General features: G+C 45.2%; 13 protein-coding genes. 3 read left to right on the top strand and 10 right to left on the bottom strand.

Annotated features, from left to right (window positions below):
- Position 1: 1 nt before the first annotated feature.
- The 3 genes from ccoS to BUB19_RS09180 form a co-directional block, all read right to left on the bottom strand.
- Complete coding sequence (gene ccoS, locus BUB19_RS09170; protein WP_073094191.1) at positions 2 to 184, bottom strand: cbb3-type cytochrome oxidase assembly protein CcoS; 183 nt, start codon at positions 182 to 184, stop codon at positions 2 to 4.
- Positions 175 to 2,628, bottom strand: coding sequence for a heavy metal translocating P-type ATPase (locus tag BUB19_RS09175; protein ID WP_073094192.1), 2,454 nt, complete (start codon positions 2,626 to 2,628; stop codon positions 175 to 177). The genes ccoS and BUB19_RS09175 overlap by 10 nt, the downstream gene beginning before the upstream one ends.
- A 63-nt stretch (positions 2,629 to 2,691) precedes the next feature.
- Positions 2,692 to 3,321, bottom strand: a complete 630-nt coding sequence (locus BUB19_RS09180; RefSeq protein WP_073094193.1) for a hypothetical protein — start codon at positions 3,319 to 3,321, stop codon at positions 2,692 to 2,694.
- Between the two features lie 193 nt (positions 3,322 to 3,514).
- Here BUB19_RS09180 and BUB19_RS09185 point away from each other — a divergent pair, with 193 nt between their 5' ends.
- Positions 3,515 to 4,246 (top strand): SIMPL domain-containing protein, encoded by a 732-nt coding sequence (locus BUB19_RS09185; protein ID WP_073094194.1) that lies wholly within the window; start codon positions 3,515 to 3,517, stop codon positions 4,244 to 4,246.
- Between the two features lie 2 nt (positions 4,247 to 4,248).
- Positions 4,249 to 4,431, top strand: coding sequence for a C1orf53 family protein (locus BUB19_RS09190; protein ID WP_073094195.1), 183 nt, complete (start codon positions 4,249 to 4,251; stop codon positions 4,429 to 4,431).
- On the opposite strand, the gene BUB19_RS09195 is transcribed toward BUB19_RS09190, so the two are convergent.
- Positions 4,424 to 5,275, bottom strand: coding sequence for an oxygenase MpaB family protein (locus BUB19_RS09195; RefSeq protein WP_073094196.1), 852 nt, complete (start codon positions 5,273 to 5,275; stop codon positions 4,424 to 4,426). The genes BUB19_RS09190 and BUB19_RS09195 overlap by 8 nt on opposite strands.
- Before the next feature lie 143 nt (positions 5,276 to 5,418).
- Here BUB19_RS09195 and BUB19_RS09200 point away from each other — a divergent pair, with 143 nt between their 5' ends.
- Positions 5,419 to 6,288, top strand: coding sequence for a ChaN family lipoprotein (locus BUB19_RS09200; RefSeq protein WP_073094197.1), 870 nt, complete (start codon positions 5,419 to 5,421; stop codon positions 6,286 to 6,288).
- Positions 6,289 to 6,344: 56 nt separating this feature from the next.
- Here the strand turns inward: BUB19_RS09200 and BUB19_RS24655 are convergent, their stop codons facing one another.
- From BUB19_RS24655 to BUB19_RS24760, 6 genes are all read right to left on the bottom strand, one after another.
- Positions 6,345 to 6,476 (bottom strand): hypothetical protein, encoded by a 132-nt coding sequence (locus BUB19_RS24655; protein WP_262485832.1) that lies wholly within the window; start codon positions 6,474 to 6,476, stop codon positions 6,345 to 6,347.
- A complete protein-coding gene (locus BUB19_RS09205) occupies positions 6,473 to 6,868 on the bottom strand; it encodes an arsenate reductase family protein (RefSeq protein ID WP_073094198.1) in 396 nt (131 codons plus the stop codon). The genes BUB19_RS24655 and BUB19_RS09205 overlap by 4 nt, the downstream gene beginning before the upstream one ends.
- A 196-nt stretch (positions 6,869 to 7,064) precedes the next feature.
- Positions 7,065 to 8,057 carry an aldo/keto reductase gene (locus BUB19_RS09210; protein ID WP_073094262.1) on the bottom strand — a complete coding sequence of 331 codons (993 nt, stop codon included), beginning with the start codon at positions 8,055 to 8,057 and terminating at the stop codon, positions 7,065 to 7,067.
- 147 nt (positions 8,058 to 8,204) lie between these two features.
- The gene (locus BUB19_RS09215) at positions 8,205 to 9,749 is read right to left on the bottom strand and encodes a SulP family inorganic anion transporter (protein WP_073094199.1); all 1,545 of its coding nucleotides are present in this window, start codon (positions 9,747 to 9,749) and stop codon (positions 8,205 to 8,207) included.
- Positions 9,750 to 10,078: 329 nt separating this feature from the next.
- Entirely contained in the window at positions 10,079 to 11,335 is a 1,257-nt protein-coding gene (locus BUB19_RS09220; RefSeq protein WP_073094200.1) for an MFS transporter, read from the bottom strand.
- The coding region (locus tag BUB19_RS24760) for a transposase (protein WP_394333879.1) at positions 11,319 to 11,633 on the bottom strand (315 nt) is incomplete at its 5' end. The genes BUB19_RS24760 and BUB19_RS09220, both read right to left, overlap by 17 nt.

Genomic DNA, 11,633 nt, shown 5'->3' on the forward strand with positions numbered 1-11,633 from the left:
ATCACTCTGATTTATTAGGTTTTTTTGTATTATTTTTATTTTTCGATTTGTGTTCAAACAATATGCGAATGGCGGGAGTATGCTGGTCATCAAACTGGCCATCTTTCATTGCCTTGAAAAACAGCCACAAAAAACCGCCTGCCAATAGTAAACTCACTCCAATCAGTACAAAAATTACTTCCATGTTGCAGCAGATTTATGGTTCAAACCTCGTGTATATGCCAGTAGATTGGTGGCCATGGTGGTAAAAACGACGACCGAAATACTACTGAGTGGCATTAAGATAGCACATAAAACAGGGCTTACCAAACCCTGAACGGCAAAGAATATACCCACAGCATTGTAGGTAAAACTTAGTGCAAAGCTAGCTTTTATGACCTTTCTGCCCGAGCGGGCAAAACCAAGAAATTTGGGCAAATAGCCGAGCCTTTTCCCATCCAAAATGGCATCGCTTGCCGGACTGAAATGTGAAATATCGTCGGTAACCGCAATACCTACCTGGCTGACCCTCAGGGCACCGGCATCATTTAATCCATCTCCTACCATCAGCACCTGCCTGCCCTCCTGCTGTAACCGCTGAATTCTAGCCAGCTTATCGGCCGGACTCTGCCGGAAATGCATGTGCATTTCTCTACCCCACTCCTTTTCAAAAAATTGCCTTTCATGATCCTGATCGCCGGAAAGCAGGTGAAGCGCAAACCTTGTTTTCAAATCTCCCAGCATTTTTCCCATTCCTTTGCGGATACCACTGTCTATCAGGAAAGTACCCAAATGAACTCCCTCTACTACCAGATATACTTTATTGCCCCTGAAATTCTTTATGGTCTTTGGTTGAGTTTCCAAAAAGGAGGCGGCCCCCAAAACAATTCTTTGGGATTTGTATCTTGCTATCAGCCCTTTTCCGGGGATTTCCTGCACTTGTTCCAGCCTGGCGGGGATCACCGGCCCCAGCCAGCGATTGACCCGATTACTCAGCGGATGGACCGAGTAGCTCACCATGGCTTTTAAGACACCAAGAGTTTCCTCAGAAAGCTTCTCGCCCTCATACCTTATCCTGGCAAGAGCAGGAGAGGTAAGGGTGCCGGTTTTGTCAAAAACCAGTGTATCTACAGCGGCAATTTTTTCGATCACCTGTGAGTTCTTCAGGTAAAATCCGTTTCTCCCAAAAATACGCATGATGTTCCCAAGGGTAAAAGGCGTGGACATGGCCAGTGCACAGGGACAGGTAATGATCAAAACAGCAGTAAAAGCCCTGATACCCATTGAAAGATCATACATGCTCCAGTACAGCAAAGCTCCGAAAGCAATTACCAATACAGTAAGGGTGAATTTACCACTAATCCGGTTCGCCAGAGAAGCGAGCGAATCTTTCTGTTGCTCTTTCGAAAAAGCTGCGTGATTCCAAAGGTCGGTAAGGTAGCCCTGAGAGGGGGACTTTTGAACCAGCAATTCAATAGCAGGACCCTTTTGCCTCCCTCCGGCATAAATCACTGTCCCCTTTCTGATGCCAACAGGCACTTCTTCGCCGGTCACAAAACTGTAATCTATCGCAGCCTCTTCATTCAACAAAACACTGTCTGCAGGAACAAGCTCCTCATTTCTAACCCGGATGATATCTCCAACCCGGACCCGGGTCAGCGGAACAACTTCCTCCTGATCCTTTTTCATTCTGGTCACGGCTACAGGAAAATAGGCTGTATAATCTCTGTCGAAGGAAAGTGTGTCGAATGTCTTTTGCTGGTACCATTTGCCCAGCAGGAGGAAAAAAAGTAAACCGCCCAGGGAATCCAGGTATCCCTCCTGACCCAACAGGAAGATTTCAAATAAGCTGTAAACGAATAATGTAACGATGCCCATCGCTATGGGCACATCCATATTCACAGTGCGATTTTTTAATGCCATCCAGGCAGAGCGGTAATAATCCGTTGCAGCAAAAAAGAATACCGGAAGCGAGAGCAGCACGTTCAGGTATCGAAAAAGGTTGGTGAAGCCCTTCCCCAGAAGTCTTGCTTCTGAAAAGTACTCCGGAAGACTGAAAAACATCATGTTTCCAAAACAGAAGCCAGCTACTGCCAATTTATAGATCAGCCTACGGTCGGCTTTTGGTTTTCTTTCGGCTCCGAGATCGGAAAGGTTGATGCGTGGCTCGTAGCCAATCCGCGCCATAAGCGCTACAAGTGCCCGGAGTTCTATCCTCTCCTGGCGGTATTTTACCTGGACTTTCTTTTTTACAAAATCCACCCTGGAAGAAATAATCCCGGGGTGCAGCCTATACAGGTTTTCAAGCAGCCAGATACAGGAGGCACAATGTATCATGGGAACAAAAAAGGTGATATGAGTTTCCTCTTTGTCCTGATAATCGATAAGCTTATCGATCACCTCTCTGTCACTCAGATAATCGAAGCGGTTATTGCGGGACGACTGGGATTTTTGGCTTTGGCCCGGGCTGTCCGCCAAAGCATAATAATCACAAAGATCATTCTCAGACAATACACTGTACACTGTTTTGCACCCGGAACAACAGAAATTCTTTTTATCAAAGTGAAGTACATCCCTATCACAGGGTTCGCCACAATGATAACAGGATTCCTGCTGTTGTTTTTTCTTTTCAGTAGCTGTATTCTCCATTTGGCGGCAATTTAGTTCACCATCGAAGTGAAAAACATGACAAAAGTCATTTAAGATAGTGATTTAAATGGCCAAATAAAAAGAAAGCCGATCATACCACATTCCACCCTTGTAAAAATGAAAAAGTACCTTTGCCAGGTCCGCCTGATGTTGTTTGGAGGTGACCAAAACGGTACATTGGTGCTTGACGGCGTAGGACCAGAAATCACCGATCCTGTCAAAGTTGAATTTGATAAATGAAGTTTCGGCGGTATGGTTTCCGACTTCCTGTATGATTTCTTGCTCTTCCTTTAATTTTGATCTCGGAATAAATGCCGGGGAGATGATCGTGGATTTGCTATCCTGTATATTATTGGCAAAGAGGTACAAAAAATGTTTGATGATACCGGCGGATGCCGGACTCCCATCGTAGTGAAAAAGCAAGTGCTCAAAAGAAAGCTCACGGTCATACAGCAGTACCGGAATACTGCAGGGTTCGCTTTCGAACTTTTCAGGATGATCCAGGCCGTGCAGCCAATCCAATATTGCGGGCAAACGTGCCGTATACAACTGTGCCTTTACATCTGGTAATACACTCTTTTCCAACGGATTTGCGGTCATCCGACCGGTAAAATCCTTTGCCAGGGGTAAATTTACATGGGCAGTGACAATGGTATCGGGAAAAGAAAATTGGGTTTCCAGCTTGGTTTGCATGAGCCTTTCTTTTTTTTACAAATCTAAATTGTGGTGGCAGGATGAACAGTGACTATCATTTAGGCTCAAACATGATAAATGTCATGTAAGGAGAACTGATCTGTCCGAATGCTTAATTTTATAGAAAACAGGCTTAACCTCTATTGCTGATGCTACGTATTTAATGCAAATTTACCGAGCAATCAACCGGACAATGAAACAACACCTGACAGCGATCATCTTTGCCTTATCCATACTGGGATCGGCTATAGTTTTGGGCAATGCCTATAGGAAAAGGAACCTTGAGGCCACCAGGATTTCTGTAACCGGTCTCGGTGAGACCGATTTTATTTCAGACCTGATCGTATGGGAAGGTGTCTTCGAAAAACAATCTACCACGCTTGGAGTCGCTTATTCCGGGCTGGAAAGCGACAGACTCATTGTAACCGAATACCTGAAATCCAAAGGGATCGATGCCGGGGAAATTGTCTTCAGCGCCGTGCAAACCAGACAGAACACCCGGGCAGAATATACCGATGAAGGACGCTACATGGGTGAAACCTTCCTGGGCTACACCCTCAGTCAGACCATAAGCATAGAATCGAGAGAGGTAGAAAAAGTGGAGAAAACAGCCCGTGAGATCACCGAATTACTCAATAAGGAAATTCAATTCTATTCGCAGGCTCCCCGGTATTATTTTACCCAACTGGCAGACCTCAAAATTGAGCTGATATCCAGGGCTACGGAAGACGCAAGAATCCGGGCAGAAAAAATTGCGGAGAATTCGGGTGCCGCTCTTGGTAAATTGATCAGCGCGAACATGGGTATCTTTCAAATCACCGGACAGAACTCAGGGGAAGATTACTCCTGGGGAGGCACCTTTAATACTTCTTCAAAAGCAAAAACGGCATCCATTACCATGAAGCTGGATTACCGAATCGAATAGTAATGTCTGTAAAAAAACGGCTGCCTGCCCCCCACTTGCTTGAGGAAGGCATTCATTTTTATTATGAAGGTCCGCTGATCGTCTTTACTGAAACCTATCACCTGCTGCGCGGTTATTGCTGTGGCAGCGGCTGCCGGCACTGCCCCTACAGAAAGGTCCGGAGATCAGGAAATGGATCTATTTAACCGGCTTAAAGGTACCCAGGTTTTCTATTCGGTAACCATTGGGATAGGTCTCCCGTTTCCTGCCTGTACCAAGTTGCGGTGCTTTTATCTCAGGCAGCAATCTCAATAGATTCGCCCGAAGCCTTAATCCGGAATGCACTGCACGTATCAAAACTCCTGGTGGATCCGGGAAACCCATGGCTTTTCTCAAACGCGCATCCATCAGACAATACGCTACATACCTGCCCGGGCAAAACAACCAGCCAGGCAAATAAAATCCCAGCAACAAATCCAGTGTTTTCGTTCCTATCAGTTGATTGGCAGGATGAAAAGTAAAAGTTTGCTGCTCATAGGCCAGATTAAAGTGTTCAAATGCATCGAGCGTTTCCGGAACATCTACAATGCCCATGTAACCCGCCAACCGCCGGTAATTGGTAAAAATGGCCTCCTTTTCCAGGGCTGAAAATGACCTCCAACCCCACTTCTCCATCCATCTTATCGGTTCAAATACAAAAGTAGATAGTACATACAGATAGTCCTGATTTGGAATTTTAAACCTGCCATGCATGGCGTTCATCCGCGCTATGGCCGCTCTTCCCCGCTCGCTTTCTTTTCCGTTTTCCAATATTTCATACAATATCAGCTCCGTGTCGTCGTAGCGCTTACGTGTCCTGCTGGTAAACTCCCCGGTGGCGGCCAACAGTCGGGAAATGGAAGGGACAGCAAATGTTCGAAACAAGGCAAACTCCAGTGCCTTTTCCATATCCCAGGGGAAACAGTGAAAGGAAAGCAAAAATGCTATTTTCTCATGATCCTTATCAGGGTCCAGGCCCTCAATTTGCCTGGTAAATGGTTTCGTAGGCATGGCAAGTATGCTTTGGAATAGCCAATTTAATCAGGTAGCGGTATGAATGCTTGTCAAAACCAATATTTTTTTAAAAACACGTCATTCCTCAAGATATTAGAATGCAAAATGCGTATTTTCGATCTTCAACAAAAGCAACCCGGATGCGTCAATGGATTCTCGTTTTTATCAGCTTCATCATCCCCGCACCAGGCATCGCTCAGGGAGACCAGCCAGAGTCCTGGACAATAATTGAATCCGCAAGCGGAAAATCGGTGGATATATCTGAAATGCTGGCAGCGATGGATGCTACCCCAATCATCGTTTTCGGAGAGGAACACGACGACAGCCTGGCACATGTACTGCAAAAAAAACTTTACGGGAACCTGATTGCTGAATTTGACAAGGTGAGCCTAAGCCTGGAAATGTTTGAACGCGATGTACAACTCATCATAGACGAGTACCTTTCAGGTTGGATTTCGGAAGACAAACTCATCGATGAGGGCCGTGCCTGGAGCAACTACACCGATTATGCTCCCCTGGTGAATATGGCAAAAGCTTCCGGTCAACAGGTGATCGCTGCCAATGTTCCGGGGAGATATGCCAGTATGGTCGCCAGAAAGGGCCTTGGTTCATTGAAAATGCTGGACCGCAGGGCCCAAAAATACTTTACACTATTTCAACCTCCCGGACCCGACGATGCCTATCTCATAAAGTTTAACGATGCCATGGGAGCACATGCGCAACATATGGGTCCGCAATACTTCCATGCCCAATTGCTGAGAGACGCCACCATGGCAGAAAGCTTACTCTACCACTGGCGAAAAAACCGGAAAACCAAAATCCTGCACCTTACCGGGAGATTTCACAGTGATGAGGGCTTGGGCACGGTAAATGCACTCAAAAAGAAAAAAGAAAAACTGAAGGTAATGACCATTTCATGCTTTCCTTCTGAAATGTACAGATCTCCGGATTTGATTGCTATTAAATCTTTAGCTGATTATATCATCCTTACGAAACCCCCCGCAGAATAAAACGTGGCGCATGCCCTGAGACTACTCAAGCCGACATACGCCACCTTTATTTGCAGTTATTTAAGCGTGCTCTTTTGCATCTTGGGACTCAGGTAATACACGGAGTCAATCTTAAAATCCTCAGGATTTTCTACCCTGAACCATTGGTAGCCTGTACGTTTGCCTTCGTGTTCATTGAAAACAATCAATCCTTTCCCGCAATTTCATTAAAAACCATATCCATTTTGATGGTATCCCTGGGGTATTCCAAAATCCCGGCCCTTTCATCGGATATCAGGATGGGGGTTTTCATGGCAGATTTTTCTTTGATGAGTAAGGTCAGCAGGTCAGACTCTTCAATATCCTTACCGTGAACATTATTTTTAAACACTTCAGAGTCCTTGTCAAACAGATCAATAACCCGTTTGCTGAGTCTGTTCGCCAGTTCCAGAATTTGTGTGGGGGTCATGTCATTTTTTGAAATGTCCAGCTCATTGATTACATGTTTGTGAAGGGTCAGCGCATAGGCATATGCTTCCTTGTCTTCTAACTTGTTGCTGTTGTAGAGAAATTTAATTTCGTTTTTGCCTAATTCAAACATGCTTTGGTCTCATTTAAGGGATAAAAAATATGGGAAAATAAAATTGATAAGAACATAAATTATGCCATATATAGATTTTACCGTAATTTTCACCGGCTTTTGATGAAGATGGAAATAAATACTTCAAGATCAATACCTTACAGTTCCGCTTGTCTCTGATTCATTATTCCCCGCAGTCGCTCTGTGTCAGGTTCAGTTAAACAACTCTGCTATCGGTCTGCCACAAATCTGCATTTGGACCGAGTTTTTCCTTTAATGGTTCTGTTATTTTTTTAAGTCTGTCTACCATATCGGTATTCATCTCTACGTCAAGTGTACCCATGTTATTCTTCACCTGTGCGGCATTCCGGCCTCCGACAATTACAGCGGCCACACCCTTTTGTTTCAGCAACCAGGCCAGGCTAAGGTTACCCATAGGAATATTCAGTTCTGCTGCAAAAGCTTTGATCTGAGCAATAGTGTCAAAAGTCAATGCTTCACAGCCCTCATCCTCATGTCTGGATTGGGACCTTTCTTTGGTAAAATGTCTGGTTCGGGCCCGATCGTCAGGAACTTCGTTTTCTGAAGTAAACTTACCTGTGAGCAATCCCTGCATGATGGGAGAATAACACAACACCGGCACCCCATTTTGCACACATCGGGGTAAGATTTGGTATTCAATGGCCCTGAAAAGCAAGTTATAGGCCATTTGGTTACTGCTGATAGCAGCGCCGGCAGCCTTGCAGGTTTCCAGGCTTTTTACACCGAAGTTGGATACGCCATAGGCCCTGATTTTTCCCTGTTGCTTGAGCAATTGCAGTGCTCCGAGGGTTTCCTCAAGTGGAATGTCCGGATTGGGCCAATGCAATTGATAAAGATCAATAAAATCCGTTTTGAGATTTTTCAGGCCTCTTTCGCAAGCCCGGATCAGGTCCTGAGGAAGAAAATCCGCGGGACCAACCTTGGATGCGATTTGTATCTGATTTCTCTCTTTGCCCAGGGCCTCTGCCAAAAGGTTTTCTGAAGCTCCCGCACCGTAGGCTTCGGCCGTGTCGAAGGTAGTAATTCCCTGATCGTAAGCTTCTTTCAGTGCGGCCAGCGAGTCCCGTTTATCCTGCGGACCCCAGTTGAATCCTCCTACCACAGCCCAGCATCCAAAAATAAGCCGGGAAACTTCCAGCGAGCTGCCTGGCAATACGTATTTGTCCATGTAATATCTTTTATTGCATCTATTTTCAAAAAAAGGCATTTTCACACCAAAATCAAACCAAAAGCTAAAAAATCAGCGCATCCAAACCGATGACCAAAAAGGGTTTTTCTGCTATCAGTGGAAGAAAGCAGGGCAAAATATATGGTTTCAATTCTTTTCCAGAACCACTTTATAACCCGGGTCATCTTCCGCGTAATTGACATTAATGATTTTCTCGGCATTTTCGAGCAAGATTCTGCTGCTGCTGTTAAGATGCCGGATATAGACAGTTTTACCCAGTTTGTCGTATCGCTCCGTCACCTTATGGATGGCTTCAAGTCCGGAATGATCCACCACCCGGCTTTCAGTGAAGTCGATAATGATCTCATCCGGATCATTAATGGGGTCAAATTTTTCACTAAACGTAGTGGCCGAAGCAAAAAACAAGGGGCCGTACATTTCGTAATGTTTTACCCCATTTTCGTCGATCCTTTTCCTGGCCCGGATTCTTTTTGAATTTTCCCAGGCATACACCAATGCCGACACGATGACACCTACCATCACCGCCAGGGCAAGATTATGCAGCACCGCAGTAATGAGTGTGACCAGGACCATGACCAGCATATCGGGTTTCGGCACCTTGCCAAATACCTTTAGCGAGGCCCACTCAAAGGTACCAATAGCCACCATAAACATCAGCCCAACCAAGGCAGCCATGGGAACCATCTCGATGTATTCGGAAAAAAAGAGAATGAACAAAAGTAAGGTCATGGCAGCCAGGCCACTGGAAATCCGCGTTCTGCCTCCGGCATTGACATTGATCAGACTTTGGCCCAACATGGCGCAGCCTCCCATACCTCCAAAAAATCCGGTGGCGACATTCGCTACGCCCTGGGCAACACATTCTTTGTTACCCCGACCGCGGGTTTCTGTAATCTCATCGATTAAGGTCAGGGAAAGCAATGATTCGATCAGTCCAACTCCAGCCATAATGGCAGAATAAGGAAATATAATCACCAATGTTTCCCAGTTTAAGGGAACCATTGGGATGTGAAACTCAGGCAGACTTCCTTTGATGGAAGCAATATCGCCAACCGTTTTGGTATTTACTCCGCCAAAAATAACGATCATGGAAATCACCAGTATCGCAGCAAGCGAGGAGGGCACAGCTTTGGTGAGTTTGGGTAACAACTTAATGATCAGCATCGTTAGAAACACCAATCCCAGCATGATATATAGTTTGCTGCCGCTGATCCATACCAATGCTCCGGAAGCGCTTACTTCTTTAAACTGGCTGAACTGGGACATGAATATGATAATGGCCAGACCGTTTACAAAACCAAAAATTACCGGATGGGGTACCAGACGGATAAGCTTACCCAGCTTGAGTACTCCCACCAGAATCTGAATCAAGCCCATCAAAATAGCCGCGGCAAAGAGATATTCGACACCATGATTGACCACCAGGGCCACAACGATCACTGCAATTGCACCGGTGGCTCCGGAAATCATTCCCGGCCTGCCGCCGAGGATTGAAGTAATCAAACCAATGATAAAGGCCGTATACAAACCCACAAGGGGGCTCACACCTGCAATGATGGAAAAAGCAACTGCTTCCGGTACCAGTGCCAGCGCTACAGTCAATCCTGATAGTACTTCATCCTTTAAATTGTATTGCTTGGGCCGAAATAAACGGTAAAACATTTGCGTCATAAACTACGCGGATTTTTAGGTGAATAAATCGTAAACAAGGTGAAAGATTGTAAAAAGGTTATCCAGGGCGATAAAATTAAAAAACGCAGCTTATACCCTGAATTAAGGTGGAGTGGGTCTGTATTTTTTTATCTTGTAACCTATCATATTGGCTTGCAAAAGTAAAAATATTTTTAAGCGATACAAAATTTTATCTACTACAAAATCTACCCCGAAAACAAAACTTAATTTTAATTACACCATAATTTGTCTGATTTTTTGCCTAATAGGCTCATGCCCAAGGAACGAAAATCATATACTTGACCGTGTTTGGCGGTTATATCTTGTATTTAATGTCTATCCAAAGGCTTAAACACAATAATTTTTGCAGGATTGATTTTCAGCCACATGAAAATGGCCATGATGTTTAACAGGGCGCCAATGATAAAAAATGGAGTAACGGATCCTGTCCAATCCCGGAGGTAGGGAAATGCCAATGCGGTGATAAAGGAACCGATATTACCCGCCATGTTCATGGTACCTGAAACAGCTCCGGAATGTAATTTTCCTATATCATTGCACAAGGTCCAGGAGGGACTGATGGTCATGTCTGCTCCAAAAATAGCAATGGACAAAAAGAAGATAGAGGACATGATGTTTCCGGAATACAAACTGGCCAACAGCCCAAATGCTGCCAGTCCGAATCCTATAGCTGCCGGAATGGCTCTGGACCATTTAAACCTGCCACTTTTATAAATGGTGTCTACCAGCCATCCGGAAAACATGTTTCCAAAAGCGCCTGCCACCAGGGGCAGGGAAGAATAAAGCCCTGCCTCAATATTGTCCAACATGAATTGCTCCTTGACATGCGGAAACAACCAGGTAAGGCAAAAGAAAAAGGTGAAATTACTGGCAAAATATTGTCCCATGGCCAGCCACAAATTCCTGGATTTGACCAGGGGTATGACTGAGAATGCGGAAATTTCTTCCTTTTGCTGCCTGGACCTTTCCAGTATGATTACCTCCTTCTCAAATTCAGATACCAGAGGATGGTCTTCGGGGTTGTCTCTGAACAGAAAATACCAGGCCAGAGCCCATACAATGCCCAAAAGCCCCAACGTAAAAAAAGTGTTCCTCCACCCGAGCGAATCAATGACAATAGCTATTAAAGGCAATGCAAATGCGGCACCAAACCTTCCCCCGGAAAAATTAATCCCATTTACAATGCCTCTTTCTCTGATCGGTATCCAATGATATACTGCTTTTGAAATGCCGGGATAGGCGCCTGCCTCTCCTACTCCAAAGAAAAAACGGACGAAAAACAAGGTAATGAAATTGGTAACCGCCCCGGTAAGTGCCGTGAACAGGGACCATAAACTCACCACAGCAGCCAATGCCCTCCTGGGCCCAAATCTGTCGGATAAAATGCCCAAAGGGGTTTGAAAAAGAGCATATCCCAATGCAAACATGGACAACACCCATCCAAATTGCTTATCACTTAATTCCAAAGCATCTGTCATGGGCTCTTTGGCCACAGAGATGCCAATCCGGTCTACGTAGGGTCTGCTGAAAAACTCAAAAAAGACCAGTTTATAAAACCAGGCCAGATAGCTCTCTGGGCTGGTTTTGTATTTTCTGGATCTCCAGAATCTGCCTTATGGCGTTTCTGAGCATGTTTTTTAAATCTTTCCACGCTGAAAAACTCAGACATGGGAGTGCCATCCCGGCCAATTTGACCAGGTTGAGCACTAGGATAATTGAAGCGATCCACGATTGGCTGGTGTTTTTGAGCCTTGCCCTGATCCGGTTCATTCCGTATCCGTTTTTTGCCTGACCAAACTTGCCTTCTATCGGGTTCCTTTCCCCAGGTCTTACGTGGTTTTCCACTGCCTTGGCCGAAGGCCT

The sequence above is a fragment of the Cyclobacterium lianum genome, from assembly GCF_900143075.1.
Lineage (GTDB): Bacteria > Bacteroidota > Bacteroidia > Cytophagales > Cyclobacteriaceae > Cyclobacterium > Cyclobacterium lianum.